Below are 15,604 nucleotides of genomic sequence, written 5' to 3'. Positions count from 1 at the left end.
CTCCGTGAGTAGCTCGTGTGAGGGCCCCGGATCGTCGGTGTCCGGGGCCGCGGGGTGCGGGATGGTCAGTCGGTGATCCGGGTGAGGGGGCCCCAGGTGCTCGCGACGGTCGCCAGGGTGTTGCTGTCCGTCGTGGGGTCCTCCTCGCCGTCCCACCGGGCGCGGACAATGCCGTTGACGCGCTTCAGGCGCCACACGTCGCCGTCCCGGTCCCGGTACTTCGCCACCAGGTCGTAGACCATGCCGTTGTACTCGTAGGTGTCCTCGTCGGTGACGGGCTCAACTTCGGCGGCGTAAACGCTATCGGAGCCGTCGTCCACCACATAGCGGTGGAGGTCTCCCAGGTTCTCCCGGAAACGCTCAGTGGTTGACGTCACCGTTCCGACCCGCCCGAGCCAGTTGCTCACGGCAAAGGCACGCGTCACCCGCACCCGGTCACCGACCGCGACGGCCGGCGTCTCCACCTTCCGCATGACACTTGCGAGCGCCGTAAAGGTGCGGACGTCGTCAGGGTCAGACGGTGCGTCGACGAGCTTCACGACGTAGACGTCCCGGTCGTCGAAGGGACCGTACTCGACGGTTGCGAGTGAATCCCGCGTCGTCAGCGTCACCGTGTCCCCCACGGCGAAGACGGGCAGCGTGGGAACGGCGGCCAAGTGCGATTCCCGGTACAGCCGCTCGATGCCACGGACCCGCACCACGTAGCCCGTGAAACTGCCGAAGGTGCTGCGGAACGGGCCGTAGGTGACCTCTCCCTCCGCTTCGCCAGGGACGCGGACCTTCTGCCCTACCTCGAAGACGTCGCTCACTTGCTCTCCCCCTTCGTGTCACCGATGACGACCATGCGGTCCGCGGCGACCGTCTGAACGGCCAGTGTCTTGCGGCTGATGAAGCCGGAGTCGCGCCCCGTCGGCCTCACCTTGACGAGCGGCACGACCACGCCGGCCGCCTTGTTGCTCTCCAGCTCCAGGACGACGGCCTCAGAGAGGCGGACGAGGTTGCCCTGTCGCGTCGCGTAGGAGACGAGGGCGCCGGGGCGGATCTCCGCGCCCGTGTAGTCGGTCAGTCGGGCCTTGCCCATGTCAGCTCTCCTCTGTGTGCTGTTCCGTGTGTGCCTGGTGTTCCATCAGGGACTTGAAGGCGTAATACGCCTGCCGGGGCACCACGCCGTTACCGATCGCATGCAACTGGTTGCCCCGGCTCAGCCCCGGAGTGTCTGTCACCCAGCCGTCAGGAAGGCCCATGAGCCACTCGGCGAACCGAGCAGCCAGACGCCGTCCTCCGCGCGGCCCCACCTCCGTGGGGATTGGCGCTTCGCGGTCCATCCACGCTTCCTGACGTCGGATGGCCGGCTCATAAGGCCCCCAGTCCTGCACTAGGCCGTCCGGCTCGGGAATCAGGTACGTGACCTCATCGTCCAGTGTCGGGCCGTGTCCTCCGGCCTTCCTCTTGTCCGGATGCTGCGCGGCGCCGTTGGTCCCCAGGTTTGCCGTGGGTGTCTTGAGCAGAACCACCTGCGTCTCAAGCCGGCTCTGGTTCTTGGGGTTGTCGAGCCGCCCGGGTCCGTTGGCTGATGACGCCCTTGGCGTGCCAAAGAACTTCGTCGGCTCCGCAAGTGTGAGCACCACTTCGTTTAGCGGACGAGAGTTCCGGCCGTGCAGGTTTGACGCCCCGGACTTCCAATCGCGTGCTGTTGGTGTCGGCAGAAGCACACGAACGGCGTCCGTCAGGGTGGGACCGTACCCGCTCCCGTACGGCGTGCCGTCCGCGCGGAAGTTGGCAGTCCCTCTTGCGTCGGCCGCCGTCGGTGTAGGGAGGAGGTGCACCACCATGCTCGGCAGCGCGTCGTATTCGCCATTCCCATTGCGCTGGTTGAGTCCTCCGTGCGGCCCGTCAGATGCCTTCGGGGTGGGAAACAGCGGGAGTCGCGAACCCGAACCACCGGCTCCGATGGTGGGCGGCACCGATGTCGGAAGCTCGTAGAGTCGTCCACCGGAGGTCATACCCGACTTCGGCCAGGTCCTGGGCGACAACGTCGAGCCCCCGAGTTCGGAGGACTGCGACGTTCTCCAGGAAGACGTACTTCGGTCGAAGTGTCCCAACAGCTTCGGCGACTTGCTTCCAGATCCCCGACCGCTTCCCATTAATGCCCTCTCTCCTGCCGGCGTTGCTGATGTCCTGGCAGGGGAACCCTGCGGTGATCACGTCGATTCGGCCGACGAGGGCGCTCCAGTCGTACTTCGTGACGTCCCCGATGTTCTCGGCTCCGGGGAACCGGTCTTCCAGGATCTTGCAGGCGTGCTTGGTTACCTCAGCGACGTGGGTGACTTGTCCGTCGATGAGGGGCTCTACAGCCAACCCGATGCCCCCGTATCCTGCGCAAAGTTCGAGGATCTTCGGCTGACTCGTTTCAGGTTCGGACACTGCTTCACCTCAGTGTGCGTAGAATCGTGGGAGGCGCCGCTCCCAGTGCCGGAATCATTGGGAGCGGCGCCTTGCGTTGCTCGCGGTGCGTGTGGTGCTTACGCGGCCTGGCTCAGGCCCTCGTCCTCCGCGACCTCAGCGGCGACGGGGCCGAAGATCTTGATGACCGGCTTGTTGTAGCTCACTGTCTGGCCGGCGCGGGGCCCCTTCTTCGGAACGTAGGTGACGTTCTCGATGGTCAGTGACGCGCGGGTCGGGACACCGTCGACGCCGTTCTCCTCGTCGCCCGCGTTACCGTGCTTGTCGAGGTCGGCGAAGAGCGGGCCCAGGGCCTCCACGAGCTTCCAAGAGCCGCTGTTGAACCTGAACTTCCCCAGGTCCGGCGCGTCCGCCATGCGGAAGGTGACGTCGACGCTGGGCTTCGGTCCGCGGAGCTTGTCGGCGGCCGTCTTGCGCTCCGCGATGTACGACGGGCAGCCGCAGGGCTGGCCCTTGTCCTCGTCCGGGGACAGGTACTTGAAGCCGTCGCAGTGGTGCGTCATCCCAGCACCCGGCACGAACTGCTTGAAGCTCGCGTCGACGCCGTCGGGCTCGATGATGATCTGAACCGTCTTGGCGTCGGTGAGGATCTCCAGGTTGTCTTCCCGGTCCGTCTCCCACGACTCCGGCTTCCCGCCCAGGATCTCCGCGACCTTCGCTGCGACGCTGGGGTCACCCGTGGTGACGCGCCACTCGTTCAGGCTCTCCGGCGTCTCCGTCCGCCCCGTCTTAACGAGGCGGCCGGACCGGAAGCGGCCCGCGATGTCGTCGGAGAAGGAGGGGCGCTCCTTCGGAGCGGCGTCGGGGTCAGCGTCCCAGATGTTCGCGAGGTTGTTCGCCATGTGTGAGTGCCTTTCGTTGGCGGTGTGCGTGGTGTGTGCGGCCTTGTTCGGCCTTACACATGGGTTATGTCGTAATCCCGGGCGGATGTGACGCGGGGACTTCGGCGAGTTTCACGACGCTTCCGCCCTCCCCGTCGGGACCCACGTCGACGAGGGACGCGTGAGTCGTTTTACGCGACGCCTCCAGATCTGCCGCCAGGCGCTCGTAGCGCTGCCGCCACCGGTCCCGGTCGGCGCTGAGGTGCTCGACCGCCTCCGTCGCCATGACGGACTCACGGGCTACTCGCCGTCGGGCGGAAAGCCAGGCGAGGCGGTAACGGCGAGCGTCAGTCATGGCGTTTCCTCTCTCGGTATCTACGTTGGCGAGCCCGGCCCGAGGCACGAGAACACCGGCTGCATCGCCGATGTGGCGACCCGTCCGCCTCAGTGCCATGGACGTCGTAGGGATGCCCCTGCGGGCAGGCTGTCTTACGCGCGTTCTGCGCGGTCGGCCCCTCGCCCCGCAACGCGTTCTCCCGCTCGGTAACGGGCTCCAAGTGCCAGGGGTTCACGCAGCCCCGACTACGACAAAGGTGGTCCAGGTCCAACCCCTCTGGTATGTCTCCCCGCTCCAACTCATACGCCAAGCGGTGAGCAAGGACGTTCACCCGCTGAAGCGCAAACTGCCCGTACCCTCCCCGCGTCACGGTGCCGCCTTGCCACCGTCAGCACCGCTCTTCGTCATGCGGGTCGAAGTCAACCTTCGCCCAGAAGCGTTCCTCTACCTCCACTCATCGCCTCCCAACGAGCAGCCGATTAAGGTCCCCGGGGGTCACGTCGCCCGGGATGCGCTCGTCGGCGAAGAGGTCCACGCCGGCACGGCGGTACACCTCGTCGACGAGCTGGGAACAGATCATGTGGCCCGTGGCGGCGACGTAGTCCCGTACCCACTGAGGACGGATGCGCCAGTGAGCCAGCGCTATGGACGCGTAGTCGAGGAAGCTGTACGGCGTCCCGACGAGGCTCCGCGCCTCGTAGCAGATCCGCATGCGCTCCGCGGCCGTCAGGTTGAAGGCGCCCGTCGACCACAGGACCGGCTCCGACGCCTCGTCGAGACGGATCTTCTCCGCCCCGCCCGGCATAGCCTGGACGATGTAGCCGTTGCCGACGTAGACGAAGGCATGGTGCACGGGTGCGCCGTCGCCTACGAGGTACTGGCCGGCGGAGACGAAGGCGCCGGTGATGCCCTTGATACGGGTGAGGGCGAAGTCGCCGGGTTGAGGTGTCATCGCTTCCTCTCCATTTGCAATGTGAGTCGTGCGCGCTTGCGTCGTCGCTCAGCCTCAGGCATGGGCTCCGTCAGGAAGTGCAGTGCCGGCGCACGCTCGACGATCCGCTGAAGCCGGAGCCGCTGGATATGGCGGACGAGCATCCGCACCTTCGCCCGCTCCTGCTCCAGCTCCCACGCCTGGCGGTAACGAAGCTCGTCGACGTAGCGGAGCCCTTCACAGCTCGTGCAGCGGGCCGCACGTCCGTGCCAGGGAGTCTCGCGGAAGTCGTTCCGGTCCTTGCGCCGCCGGCACAGGCCGACGCAGAGGAGCGTGTTCTTGCCGTTCGGGTGGGTGCGCTCGAACTCGTCGCGGATGGCGTCGGCGAGGGTGTAGGTCATCGCCCGCCCTTCGGGTCGTGGTCTCCGATGTACTCCGACACGGCGCGGTACGACGCGCGCACTGCGTCGGCCTCCTGCCAGTCTTTGAACGCACGTGCGCACGCCTTGACGATGGACTCCTCCGCCGACTCCTCCAGCTTGTCGAGAACCCACGTGTCGGCCACGGCGCGAGACCTGAAACGCCGCTGCTCGCGGATCTCCACCTTCAGGGAACGGATGCTCGTTGTGTGCACCCGGTAGAAGTAGCCCTCCGGCAGTTCCGGGGCGCCGGCTGCGACGAGTTGGGCCATGCTCATTCGTCGCCCTCCAGCCACTTCGCGACGCTCAGGACGTCGTACACGGACGGCTTCTCCTCGTCGCCCCACGCAAGGCCCGTCACGAGGGCGTGAGCGCTCTGAAAGACACTCGCGCGACTCATGACCCCTTCGACCGTCGGGAGGACGGGAGAGGGGGCTTCCTGGGGTTCTGCGGGGGTGTCGCCCGGAGCGAACGGACCCCACTTCTCCTCCGCGGCGTCCCGGTCCCACGGCTCCGCGAACTTCACGGGCTCGCCGCCCATGACGACGATGCGGACGATGCCGGCCGACACGTCCTCCCAGGTGTCGCCGGATCGGTCGATGTACTTCACTGGCTCTCCTCCTGCTGCTTGTCGATGGCCTCCAGCCACTTCACGCCCACGGCGACGGCCTGGAGTAGTTCCGCGCGGAGCTTGACGGGGTCGGACTCCGCCATGGCTTCGAACACTTCCTCCAGGAAGACGTGCCGGAGGGTGCCCTCTCCAGCCGCGAACGCTGCATCACAGGCGTACCGATAGCGGTCGGCTAGTTGCTTCATCTCCTCCGCCCCCGTGCCGTTCGGTAGGTCGTCCTGCCGGCCGAAGAGGGCGTCCTGTGCGTCGCGCTCCTCCAGGATTTGGTTGACGATGATCATCTGTCGGGTGACGTGGTCCATCATGAGGACACCTCCGGGTCGATACGGTTTAGAGCGTCGTGCCAGCCGGCGACGTAGCGCGTAACGTGGTCCGGCTCGCCCAGGTAGGCGCGGGGACCGACAAACTTCCGGCCCTCCTCCGCCAACTCGTGCGCTCCCTCCGCCAACACCTCGTCGACGAGCCTCTCCGCCCTGGCGTAGTGCTCCTCGTAGCGGCCGATGCCGGAGGTTGCCAGGGAGCCGGCGAGGGTGAGGATCAGTGCTTCGCGCTTCGTCATGCCGCCTCCCGGCTGTCGCTGTCGGACGCCTGCCAACCCGGATTCAGAACACGCACCCATCGCTGTTTGTCCTCCGTGGGGTGCGTGTCCACGCGAGGACGGGACTCGCACGACCACGACCGGCCCCGGGTGGTCCCGTCGAGCACCCACCCGGAAGCGCGCAACGAAGTGCCAGGCTCCGACGCCAGGGTGTACGTCTGAATGCGCTCGAACCCCATCGCCGACGCCGCCCGCGCAGCTGCCGCGTAGAGCATCGAGCACGCGTTTTTGTGCCCGTCCGTCACAAGTCTTGTGACCTCCGCGACGGCGCTTTGATCTACGGCCCGCGCCACAGGCCGGCCGACTATGGCCGCTCCATGAGGGGCGCCTCCCTCGTCGAACACACCGATGCTGAATCGGTGGCCCACCACGGGACGGTGATGCCGATGCCAGGAGCCGACGAGGGCGTTAGCTTCCTTCAGGGTCAGCGGTCGCACGTGCAGACTCATGCCGCCTCCCACTCCACCGTCGTGTGCGCGTCCAGCTCCTCGTAGAGGGCGTCGAGGTCGTCCTGATTCATGACCACCGTGGCGACGGTCTCGCCCCTGGCGTTACGGACGTGGAGGTCGTACTCCAGGCCCCGCGGGGTGACGTTGACCGTCGATCCGTCGGCCGTGTGGATGGTGGTTCCGCCGTTGATCATGTCTCTCCTCTGTGTCGTCCTACGCCGAAAGCCCCCGGCGCCGTGGCAACCGGGGGCTAGGCCGTGCGTGTGTGGTTGGCGCTACTTCTTCGGCTTGTGACTGGACGCAAGCAGGAGGATCAGGGCAATCAGGATGACTACTCCGGCGCCTTCCATGTCACTTCCTCTTCGTCGGGATGCGCAGTGCGGGGGCGGTGATCTTCGGGCCCGTCGGCTTCTTCACCTTCGGAGCGTCGACGTCGACCTCCACGCACGACGGCTGAGCGGTGTCGTCGATGTCGCAGGCCGCGAGCATGGCCAGGGCGGCGACGAGGGCCAGGACGACGGCCAGGTGTCGCGTAAGTCGTTTCACGCTCTCCTCCTGTGTGCATGCGAAGCGGGGCGCCCGGTGTGGACGCCCCGCGTGTGCGACTGGTGCTACTTGCGGAACTTCGACGTCACGACCGCCAGTGCGTCAGCGCCCAGGACGAGGAGGAGCGTCGTTCACCATTCCTGCGCCTCCGCTTCGTCGGCCATCTTGATCAGGCGGAGCCCGAGGAGACGGGCCTCGTCGGGATGGATACTCGTGTGACTGCTGCCGTCGTAGTCCTCGATGCTGACGTTGATGAGTCCCGATGTTGCGAACGGCTCGCGCACGCCTTCGCCGTACTTGCTCACTCGCTCTCCCCCTTCAGTCGCGCGATTTCCCGCGCCTGGCTGACGATGACGGCCTTCAGCTCGTCGACTTCGTCCGGGCGCCCGTACTGCTCACGGACGTACTCCGCGTTCGCCTGAGCGCCCTCGAACCGACCATGCCAGTAGTCGCGCTCGCGCTTGACGCTGTCCAGCTCCGTGCGGAGCGGAGCTGTGTTGTCCTGACGTGCGGCGAGGGACTTCCAGAGGTCGGCTTCCTTCTGCCGGCTCTCCGCCTCTTGCTCCCAGTGGTCGCGGTCGTCGCTGAGCCGCTCGATGGTACTCCGGGCGTCGTCGAGAGACTTCTCCAGCTCCGCACGGACGGGATCAGTGTCGCGGATGTGGCCCCGAAGCGCGTACCACGACATTCCTGGAATATCGAAGGTCCAGCGCTGCCCGCTGGAATTCTCCTCCATCGCAACAGGGCCGCGCCCCATGGTGGTCAGCTCCACACGGACCGGGTCGGTGTACTCCGTCAACGTCGTCTCATGGCCCAGGTAGGTGCTCTTCGTCCCGCTCACGCCGCTCTCCTCTGAGTGCCGGTAACGAACTCTCCACCGGAGGCAATCGGCTTGCCGATGACCTTCTTCTTCCCTTCCTTCTCCCAGTCGAAGACGCCGCGGAGGTGGAGGAACGTGTCGAACACCGTGCGGTCGCACTTCACCGGGTGCAGCGCCCAGCCCTCCGGGCGGACGTGCAGGGCGGCTCCGCCGACCATCTCCGGGACATCGACCGACTCCCCCGACTCCGCGAGGATGATGCGGTCCGCGTAGCGGTAGGCGGAGAGCTGGAGGGCTACGGAGTCGTAGATCGACTTCGACGTCTTCCAGTCGAGGATGACGACCTCCCCGTCCACCTTCGCGATGGCGTCGAAGGAGCCGGCGTAGCGGTGGCTGTCGCTCCACACCGTCTCCTCCATGTAGAGGAACTCCGGCTGAACCTCCTGGAGGAACTCGCGGAACCACCTGACGTGAGGCTTCACGTCCATGTGGACGGAGCGGTCGTTGACCGTCTCGCCTCGCGCGAGTCGCTCGAAGTAGTCGTGCGCGGCGGTGCCCAGGTCACTCGCGGCCTTCGACTTCCGCCGGTGCGCGTTCTTCAGGTAGTCGGCGGCGCCGGCAGGGTCACGCTGGACGAGCTGGGAGACGATGTCCCAGTTGGTGACGGCCGCCTCCGCAGCCTCCTTCGCGGACCAGTACATGAGGTAGTCCTTCGGCAGCATGCTGCCGACACTGGTCACGCCCGGGACCTTGATGTCGCCGTCGTCGGGGTCGATGTAGAAGCGGCTGTCGCCGCGCTTGATGGTGCTCACGCCTGCCATGTGGCTCCCTGTGCAGTCCGTCAGTGGCTTACACATGGGTTATGTCGTAATCCGGAGCGCATGTGACGCGGGCCGTCGAAGATCTTCCGCGTCCTCCTCCACTGGCCAGACTGAGGCCAAAAATGCAAACTAACCCCTACTTTCAACTTTTCTCTAACGCGCATAGAGAGAAAGTGAAAGTAGGGGTTAGTTCGACACTTTGGCCTGGAGTTTGGCCCGCGGAGGACGGGGAGGCTGGTCGACGGGGAGGCGGATCAGTCCTCTGACCTGCGAGTTTTCAGGTGTCGGCGCAGCCGGCGGACGGTGCGCTCCATCTCCGCAAGCTCCTCGTCGAGTCTGGCACGCTGACCGTCGGTCATGTGCCCGTCGATGACGTCGACGTCGAGCTTACTGACGATGCCGGCCGCGACCTCAGCCAGGCGTAGGTGGTCGGCAGTCGCCTTGACACCGGTACCGGGACCTCCGCCCTGCGTGGGGACGATCTCCTCCGCGGCCTGGCCCTTCGGCTTCTTCGCTGCCTTCGACGTCTTCGGAGTCGAAGCCTCCACGTCAGCCGCCACTTTCGTCGCGCGGAGAATGGCTGTGTCCGTCGCTCGCCGGTCCTGCTGACGCTCCAGTGGCGAGGCGTCTTTCAGCTCTAGCGCCTTCAGCTCCCGCGGGGTGAGGTGGCGGCGCACCATGTTGCCGACGTGGTAGCGCACGTTCGCCTGAAGCCGCTTCAGTTGCTCTCGATCCCTGATGTTGGCAGCGCTGTAGACCTCTGCCGCATCACGTCGGTAGTCACCCATCCGCCCAAGCCAGTCGTCATGACGCTTCCGCAGCGCCAGGAGAACCACAGCAATGTTCTTCGCGAGTAGCTCTGGCTTGTGTTCGATGGCGGCGTACTCGCGAGCGTAGGCGGCACCACGAGCGATGAGCGTCGGAGTCGCTTCGTTCTCGATGGTTTCGAGGTCGAGGGCCTGGACGCTCGCAGCACTGACGCGCTTTACAGCCGCATCGTCACGCAGTCGGGCAACTTCCTTCGGGCTCATCTCGACCTCTCCCTAGACGCACCTCCGCCAGAGGCAGAGTACCGTGAAGCACTGACTTTAGGGAGACCTTACCCCACGGTAGCTCTAGTTGATCAGTCCTCCGTGAAATCGTTATCGCATACGGCGCAGTGAATAGCTCCCTGAGCTGCGATGGTCCGGGAGATACGGAAGCTCCGTGCCGGCTTGCACTTGCAGCGGAGCGTGAGGCGATCGACGCGGCCTCGGTTCGACGTCGGCGGCAACTCCAGATGCGGAAGGACGAGAGGGATAGCCTCCTCCAGCTCCCTCATGTTCTCCGCGTACCGCTCCTTTGTCTCAGGGGTGAGGACGGGCGTGTGATAGCCCTTCCCACGCACGCGTGTGGCGTCCTCCGGCCATGTCAGTCCCACCTCCTCCGCGGCCGTCAGGAACTGGGCGTTGTGGTAGACGCCGTGCATGGTCGTCTCAGCGATCCCCCGCGTCCAGCACAGTATGTGCGCCGCATCGTGGAGGATCATGTCTAGGGCGCACTCAGGGCCCTCTTGCAGCACATCGACGGTAAGAACGAGGCCCGATACTCGTCCCTCCTCGTCGCGTGCCCACCGCTCTTGGCCGTGGTCCAGTCGCCGGGTGGTCGGCGACACGGCGGGGACAATGTCGGGTAGATCTGGCACGTTGCTCCTTAGTCGCTGCCATAGCGTGCTGACAGCGGATAGAAGCGGGCCGGGTGAGGTCGGCATGTCGCGGAGTATAGGACGTATGTCGACCACACAACCTCCCAAGTTCTGGTCAAGCACGTGAGTCGTTTTACGCGTGCGGTGTGCATGAAAGCCCTCTCCTCCCTTGATATGAAGAGATGGCCGGTGCGGGATTCGAACGGGCGTTTGTATAGCGTCTTTCGCCACAACGCAAAAAGCCCCCTGGCTCCGAAGAACCAGGGGGCTCAGATGCTTTCAGTGCAGCTCAGTTGTTACTCCGTCGGCGTCACCTTCCGTCGGGCGTTCTCACCGACGAGGACGGGCAGGACGACGGCCGCTACACCGCCGACCATCGACGCAGTGTGTTCCTGCGCCAGGCCGGGGACGAAGACTGCGCCGGCCAGGGCGAGCGACGTCAGGGCCGCACGCAGGCGGACGGGCTCCTGCGCGGCGAAGATCTGAGCACGGACGTAGGCCCGGAGGGTGAGGTCGTTCAGGTAGGTGCGGAGCTTCTTCAACATGAGTGCCTTTCGTGGTTAGAGGCGGTTGACATGGCGGGCGGACTCGACGCGGTAGACGTCGTCCCACAGGGCTTCGACCATGCGGTGAAGTTCGTCGACGTCGCCCGCGTTGTGGATGTAGTCGTCGGCGTCCGCAGGTGTCAGGGAGTTTTCCGACGCGTGGTCCATCCGAGGCACCCCAGGGCGCTCCATGTAGACGAGGCGGAAGCCGGCGCGCTTCAGGGACGCAGCCTCGTTGGGGTAGCGGACGTCGGTGATGACCACGGGGACACCGCCGTCGTTGGCCTCCATGACCGTCTTCATCGCGGCACGGAGCCAGAAGTCCTCGTCGATGGCGCGAACGGCTGCGCCGAGTTCCTGGAGGAAGCGGCGGACTTCGGGAGTTTCCTTGGCCAGCTCCCAGCCAAGCGTGCGGACGATCTCCCCCAGCCGCACGGTTGTCGCAGCGTGCGTGTCCTCGTCGGCGAAGCAACCGATGATCGGGTCCACCTTCAGCGCCGCTTCCTTCAGCGCGTCCGCAAAGGCGACCCGCCGGTACCCGCGGTTGTCGACGAGCCACTTGCCGGCGGTGTCCTTGCCGACCCGTGCGCGGCCGATGATGCCGATGTTCATGCGTCCTCATCCCCTCTGCGTCCTGTCTCTGGGGTTGTGTCGTAATCCGGGACGGATGTGACGCAGAGGAGCGAAGATCTTCTAGGACATCAGTAGAGGGAGCACTTGGTCCGCGATGTACTGGTGGCCGGCGTCGGAAGGGTGGACCGTGTCCGCCCCTGCCGCTCCGGGGTTGGTTGCGGTGCCCCAGTAGCCCAGCTCACTCCAGTAGGTGTAATTGTTGCGCCCCATCGGCCAGAGGTTGATGAGGGCGGCTCCGTACTCCTCCGCGATGCCCCGCGCCCTGGCGCCGTACTGCGAGTACGGGGTGCTCGCGAAGCTCCCGCGGTGCTGGAGGAGGATCAGGAGATCCGTCGCACCGTTCCCCGCGCCCTTGATGGTGTTCAGGATCTGATACGTGTTGTTCGCCCACGTGTCGAGCGCGACGCTCTGGTTGGCGTCGTTCAGCCCCAGGGAGTAGACGACGAGGTCAGCGGGGTTGAGACTGCCGCCGTGCCATAGGGTGTTGCCCGTGCCGCTGACGGCGTAGTGGTCAGAGCGGACTCCGGAGCGTCCCGCGTTGTCGACCACCACGCCCGTGCTGTTCTCGGCACTGACGCCGATGAGCTGGAGTCGGGCTCCAGCGGAGCCGTTGTAGGAGATGACCACGGTGTGGTTTCCGGCGGAGAGGCCGGTGACGGTCGTCGTCCTCGTCGACCCGGAGGAGAGGCCCGGGTCAGGGACTGCGACGGGAGCGCCTCCGTCGATGGAGTACGTGTAGCCGGCGTTCGGGGTGTTGACGCCCGCCAGGGTGTAGATCTTGAGCGTGGTTCCGCGCACGGAGAACGTGGCGGTTGCCGCAGCCGTCGCGTAGATGCTGGAGATGCCGGGGCCGTAGTAGAGGTCGGTATCCGTCCACGTGCCCGTGGTGGCGATGATGGAGCCGTTGGCCGACCACGCAGCCACGGCCTCCGGCTTCGCGCCGACGATGGCCGCGGACCGGTTCACGGAGTAGAGGCCCGACCCACCGTCGCCGTAGGCGGTCTGGAGGGCGGTCCGGATAACGCCCGGGTAGCTCTTCGTGACGAGGTTGCTGACGTAGTAGCCCTTCGTCACGGAGTCACCCATGAAGATGATCTTTGCCTTGCCCGCTGCGGCAGCGTCTCTCTTCGCCCGCCAGTGCTCGCCCCAGCCGCGCGGAACGTAGACGCCTCTGTCGGGCTGACGTCCCAAGGAGATGCCGGCCGTGGGCCAAGTGCCCCCCGCCTTCGGGCCGTAGAGCGTCGGGTCCCCGGGCGTGGTGTCGACGTAGAAATCACCGTCGGCGCCCTGTCCGTTCGTCGGTGCGCCAGAGGCGCTCAGGAGCTGCGTGCCGTCCTCCCCGTCCGCCCCCGCGGGGCCGGTGATGAGGACGTAATCTCCGTGCGCAGGGTCTGCGGGGGCGATGTCCGCCAGGTCGACGGCAGGCGTGGCGGAGGGAAGTGCGACGTGGTAGGTGCGCTCTGGCGCTCTGGCCATGCGCTCAGTGACGGTGTACGTCCAGTCCTCCGGCTGCATCCCGGGGACGTCGGTCGCAATGAGCGTCACCAGGAACGCGCCGTCACCGTCCAGCGCCACCGTGGCAGCGCCCGCGCTGATGGTGTCAGCGTCGGGGAAGGTCAGGCGCGGAGGTGGTTCGAAGGTGACGGTCCCCGTCAGTGGCGACCCGTCGGGGCGGATGTATCGGCCCGTGACGACAACCGTCGCGATGCCGGCGGGGATGGCCATTCATTCTCCTCGTGGTGGCTGGGTGCGTCCGATGAGCAGGTGTTCGGCGTCGTGGCCGGCCTGCCATTCGCGGACGCGCGCTAGGTTTTCGCGGACCTCGTCGAGGTCGTCGCGGACGTCTTCGATGCGGGCATTGAGCTGGGACCCAAGGGCCGTGACGGCTTCCGCCACGGCCTCCCGGGTGACGACGCCCTCCGCCTCCACAGCCCCGCGTGTGCGGCGGTTGATGAGGGGGATGGACGCCGTCACTGCCGCCGCACCCATGACGCCGATGGCGCCGATGATGGCGATCAGGATTTCCACGAGGCGCTCACGCCTTGACCTTGAAGCCGCGCTCCGCGCCCAGCTTTTCGAGGGACGCCTCGCCGGGAATCCCGTCGGCCGCGGAGCCGGTGTAGCCGCATCGCTGCTGCCACTTGCGGTACGCCGCAACGGTCGTCGAGCCGAAGGAGCCGTCGCCCGCGTAGGTCGAGGAGAGGAGGCCCTCCGCCTTCAGCGCTGCTTCGACGATGCGGACGTCAGCCGCGTGGGTCGTGCCGCCCTGGCGGAGGCCCGGGTCACGACGTGCCGCAGCGACCACGTTGGACAGGTCGACGGTGGGCTTCGCCGGAGGCTTCGGAGCTGCCGGCTTCGAGGCTCCGGGCAGGGTGCCCAGTAGCCGCTTCAGGGAGGACTCCCCCGGGACTCCGTCGGCGTCGGTGCCGGAGTAGCCCAGCTTGCGTTGCCACTTCTGGTAGCTCTTGGTATCCGCGTCAGTCCACTTCGGCCCCGGGCCGTCGGAGTAGGCGGAGCATCCCTGCGCGACGAGAGCCTTGCCCACGGCCGTCACGTGCGCGCCCTCGGCGCCGTAGCCGTACTTCAGGCCACCGATCGTCACCTGATAGCGGGCGACGGACGAGCCGCCGGAGCTGCCGCCCTGCGGAGCCGTGCCGCTTCCTCCCGCGGCCTTCAGGATGGCGGAACGGTCGATGTTGCCCGGGTCCCAGTGATCGTTACCCGGGATGTGGCAGTGACCGTAGTGCCCTCCTCTCGTCGCCCACGTGGTGCGGGGGCGAGAGGCGCCGGGGGCGCAGGAGCCGGCGGGCCAGGTGTCCGGGACTCCCCACGAGCGGATGGCGCGCATGAGGGCGCGGAAGTTTGGGCCCGGCTTCCAGTAGCTGGTGAAGGGCTTGCCGGCGCGGGCGAGTACCTCGATCTGGATGCAGACGCGTCCGGTGCGGTTCGTCCTCGTCGACCCGTCGTTCGCCAGGGCTCGCGCCGACTGATTCAGTGGGCCGTACTGCGCCAGGCGGTCCGTGGTGGGGTCGTAGAGGATGTGCGGCTCAGAGGCCGCGCGGATGAGGTAGGAGCCGACGGCGTTGAAGGCTGTGTTACCGGCGCCCGACTCCGTGGTGTGCCAGACGACGCGGGGTGGCGCCGACGGGGTGTCCATCGATCCGCCGATGCTGCCGTCTCCCAGCCGCTCCGCTTCCGTGATCCATATTTCGGGCATGCGCGATCCCCTCCAGGGCATGAAAAAGGCCCCGTCGCTGCGGGGCGTGATGCGGTGTGTGGTGGCGTTTAGTCGAGAGAGAAGCGGACGACGTCGAGGCCAATCCAGTTACTCGAAGACTTGAGCGGCATAATGTAGTTGATGGTGCCGTCGGGGGCCACGCCGATTCGGGCGCTGAAATAGCTGACGCCGCTGACGTTGGTGAACTGCGTCGGGGCTAGGAAGTAGCGCCAGGCCGTCGGACGGGCTTCCGCCGGGAGCGTTCCGAGCGACGTTTCGGTATTCAGCACCAGGTCCGCGCCATTCGTCCTCCGCACCACTCCGCGGAGCTGGACTTCACCGTTGATGATTCGATAGGCAGGCGCGCCGGTGTGCGCGCTGTAGCCCGACGCAAACGAGAACGGCTTCCACGGCCCGGGGGACAACGGTCGCCAAACGTTATCGCCGTCCCGTCTGTCGAAGCGGTCCTCAGCTATCAGGTAGGTGACCATTCCCGGAACGGGAGCCGTGGCACCTGACAACGCCGCAGAACGCGCGTTGGCGTTGGCGAAACGCATGATGGTCTTAGGAACGATGCCGTCGACGATGCCCTTAGTGGCCTCTTCGATGTCTGGCGCGTCGCCGAGTACCGGCGACTGAATTCCCTGGCCGTACAGATCCTTACGGGGCATGTGTGTGGCGCCTCCTCC

Annotated in this window: 26 protein-coding genes; all 26 read right to left on the bottom strand. The window is 66.4% G+C overall.

Annotated elements, in window-relative coordinates; genetic code table 11:
• Positions 1-65 precede the first annotated feature (65 nt).
• A complete protein-coding gene (locus SAM23877_RS29160; RefSeq protein ID WP_053139480.1) occupies positions 66-809 on the bottom strand; it encodes a phiSA1p31-related protein in 744 nt (247 codons plus the stop codon).
• Positions 806-1,081 carry a hypothetical protein gene (locus SAM23877_RS29155; protein ID WP_053139478.1) on the bottom strand — a complete coding sequence of 92 codons (276 nt, stop codon included), beginning with the start codon at positions 1,079-1,081 and terminating at the stop codon, positions 806-808. The genes SAM23877_RS29160 and SAM23877_RS29155 overlap by 4 nt, the downstream gene beginning before the upstream one ends.
• A gap of 1 nt (position 1,082) precedes the next feature.
• Positions 1,083-1,628 carry a DNA (cytosine-5-)-methyltransferase gene (locus tag SAM23877_RS41455; protein ID WP_244903022.1) on the bottom strand — a complete coding sequence of 182 codons (546 nt, stop codon included), beginning with the start codon at positions 1,626-1,628 and terminating at the stop codon, positions 1,083-1,085.
• Positions 1,629-1,893: 265 nt separating this feature from the next.
• Positions 1,894-2,424, bottom strand: coding sequence for a DNA cytosine methyltransferase (locus tag SAM23877_RS29145; RefSeq protein WP_053139475.1), 531 nt, complete (start codon positions 2,422-2,424; stop codon positions 1,894-1,896).
• A 98-nt stretch (positions 2,425-2,522) separates the two neighbouring features.
• Positions 2,523-3,305 (bottom strand): recombination directionality factor, encoded by a 783-nt coding sequence (locus SAM23877_RS29140; RefSeq protein ID WP_053139473.1) that lies wholly within the window; start codon positions 3,303-3,305, stop codon positions 2,523-2,525.
• A gap of 326 nt (positions 3,306-3,631) precedes the next feature.
• Positions 3,632-3,952, bottom strand: coding sequence for an HNH endonuclease signature motif containing protein (locus SAM23877_RS42155; RefSeq protein ID WP_218922753.1), 321 nt, complete (start codon positions 3,950-3,952; stop codon positions 3,632-3,634).
• A 123-nt stretch (positions 3,953-4,075) separates the two neighbouring features.
• On the bottom strand, positions 4,076-4,573 hold the full coding sequence (locus SAM23877_RS29130; protein ID WP_053139469.1) for a C40 family peptidase: 498 nt from the start codon (positions 4,571-4,573) through the stop codon (positions 4,076-4,078).
• Positions 4,570-4,953 (bottom strand): hypothetical protein, encoded by a 384-nt coding sequence (locus tag SAM23877_RS29125; protein WP_053139466.1) that lies wholly within the window; start codon positions 4,951-4,953, stop codon positions 4,570-4,572. Before SAM23877_RS29125 ends, SAM23877_RS29130 begins: the two co-directional genes overlap by 4 nt.
• Positions 4,950-5,249: a hypothetical protein gene (locus SAM23877_RS29120; RefSeq protein WP_159042015.1), complete on the bottom strand. Its 300-nt coding sequence runs from the start codon at positions 5,247-5,249 to the stop codon at positions 4,950-4,952. The genes SAM23877_RS29125 and SAM23877_RS29120 overlap by 4 nt, the downstream gene beginning before the upstream one ends.
• Positions 5,246-5,581 carry a hypothetical protein gene (locus SAM23877_RS29115; RefSeq protein WP_053139462.1) on the bottom strand — a complete coding sequence of 112 codons (336 nt, stop codon included), beginning with the start codon at positions 5,579-5,581 and terminating at the stop codon, positions 5,246-5,248. The genes SAM23877_RS29120 and SAM23877_RS29115 overlap by 4 nt, the downstream gene beginning before the upstream one ends.
• Positions 5,578-5,907 (bottom strand): hypothetical protein, encoded by a 330-nt coding sequence (locus tag SAM23877_RS29110; RefSeq protein ID WP_053139460.1) that lies wholly within the window; start codon positions 5,905-5,907, stop codon positions 5,578-5,580. Before SAM23877_RS29110 ends, SAM23877_RS29115 begins: the two co-directional genes overlap by 4 nt.
• Positions 5,904-6,161 (bottom strand): hypothetical protein, encoded by a 258-nt coding sequence (locus SAM23877_RS29105; RefSeq protein WP_053139458.1) that lies wholly within the window; start codon positions 6,159-6,161, stop codon positions 5,904-5,906. Before SAM23877_RS29105 ends, SAM23877_RS29110 begins: the two co-directional genes overlap by 4 nt.
• Positions 6,158-6,649 (bottom strand): XF1762 family protein, encoded by a 492-nt coding sequence (locus tag SAM23877_RS42150; protein WP_053139456.1) that lies wholly within the window; start codon positions 6,647-6,649, stop codon positions 6,158-6,160. The genes SAM23877_RS29105 and SAM23877_RS42150 overlap by 4 nt, the downstream gene beginning before the upstream one ends.
• On the bottom strand, positions 6,646-6,843 hold the full coding sequence (locus SAM23877_RS29095) for a hypothetical protein (RefSeq protein ID WP_244903021.1): 198 nt from the start codon (positions 6,841-6,843) through the stop codon (positions 6,646-6,648). The genes SAM23877_RS42150 and SAM23877_RS29095 overlap by 4 nt, the downstream gene beginning before the upstream one ends.
• A gap of 157 nt (positions 6,844-7,000) precedes the next feature.
• A complete protein-coding gene (locus SAM23877_RS29090; protein ID WP_053139455.1) occupies positions 7,001-7,195 on the bottom strand; it encodes a hypothetical protein in 195 nt (64 codons plus the stop codon).
• Between the two features lie 131 nt (positions 7,196-7,326).
• A complete protein-coding gene (locus tag SAM23877_RS39705; RefSeq protein WP_159042014.1) occupies positions 7,327-7,500 on the bottom strand; it encodes a hypothetical protein in 174 nt (57 codons plus the stop codon).
• The gene (locus SAM23877_RS29085; RefSeq protein ID WP_053139453.1) at positions 7,497-8,036 is read right to left on the bottom strand and encodes a hypothetical protein; all 540 of its coding nucleotides are present in this window, start codon (positions 8,034-8,036) and stop codon (positions 7,497-7,499) included. The genes SAM23877_RS39705 and SAM23877_RS29085 overlap by 4 nt, the downstream gene beginning before the upstream one ends.
• The gene (locus SAM23877_RS29080; RefSeq protein WP_053139451.1) at positions 8,033-8,836 is read right to left on the bottom strand and encodes a PD-(D/E)XK nuclease family protein; all 804 of its coding nucleotides are present in this window, start codon (positions 8,834-8,836) and stop codon (positions 8,033-8,035) included. Before SAM23877_RS29080 ends, SAM23877_RS29085 begins: the two co-directional genes overlap by 4 nt.
• Positions 8,837-9,090: 254 nt before the next feature.
• A complete protein-coding gene (locus SAM23877_RS29075; protein ID WP_053139450.1) occupies positions 9,091-9,867 on the bottom strand; it encodes a hypothetical protein in 777 nt (258 codons plus the stop codon).
• A 92-nt stretch (positions 9,868-9,959) separates the two neighbouring features.
• Positions 9,960-10,490 carry a hypothetical protein gene (locus SAM23877_RS29070; RefSeq protein ID WP_159042013.1) on the bottom strand — a complete coding sequence of 177 codons (531 nt, stop codon included), beginning with the start codon at positions 10,488-10,490 and terminating at the stop codon, positions 9,960-9,962.
• Positions 10,491-10,816: 326 nt separating this feature from the next.
• On the bottom strand, positions 10,817-11,065 hold the full coding sequence (locus SAM23877_RS29065) for a hypothetical protein (RefSeq protein ID WP_053139446.1): 249 nt from the start codon (positions 11,063-11,065) through the stop codon (positions 10,817-10,819).
• A gap of 15 nt (positions 11,066-11,080) precedes the next feature.
• Positions 11,081-11,677 (bottom strand): deoxynucleotide monophosphate kinase family protein, encoded by a 597-nt coding sequence (locus SAM23877_RS29060; protein ID WP_053139444.1) that lies wholly within the window; start codon positions 11,675-11,677, stop codon positions 11,081-11,083.
• An 81-nt stretch (positions 11,678-11,758) separates the two neighbouring features.
• Positions 11,759-13,423: an SGNH/GDSL hydrolase family protein gene (locus SAM23877_RS29055; protein ID WP_053139442.1), complete on the bottom strand. Its 1,665-nt coding sequence runs from the start codon at positions 13,421-13,423 to the stop codon at positions 11,759-11,761.
• Positions 13,424-13,726: a hypothetical protein gene (locus tag SAM23877_RS29050; RefSeq protein WP_244903020.1), complete on the bottom strand. Its 303-nt coding sequence runs from the start codon at positions 13,724-13,726 to the stop codon at positions 13,424-13,426.
• 7 nt (positions 13,727-13,733) lie between these two features.
• Complete coding sequence (locus SAM23877_RS29045) at positions 13,734-14,915, bottom strand: peptidoglycan-binding protein (protein WP_053139439.1); 1,182 nt, start codon at positions 14,913-14,915, stop codon at positions 13,734-13,736.
• A 68-nt stretch (positions 14,916-14,983) separates the two neighbouring features.
• Positions 14,984-15,586 carry a hypothetical protein gene (locus tag SAM23877_RS29040; RefSeq protein ID WP_053139438.1) on the bottom strand — a complete coding sequence of 201 codons (603 nt, stop codon included), beginning with the start codon at positions 15,584-15,586 and terminating at the stop codon, positions 14,984-14,986.
• Positions 15,587-15,604: the final 18 nt, after the last annotated feature.

Source organism: Streptomyces ambofaciens ATCC 23877, from assembly GCF_001267885.1.
GTDB classification, from domain to species: Bacteria; Actinomycetota; Actinomycetes; order Streptomycetales; family Streptomycetaceae; genus Streptomyces; species Streptomyces ambofaciens.
This window is presented reverse-complemented; position numbering and strand designations above follow the sequence as displayed.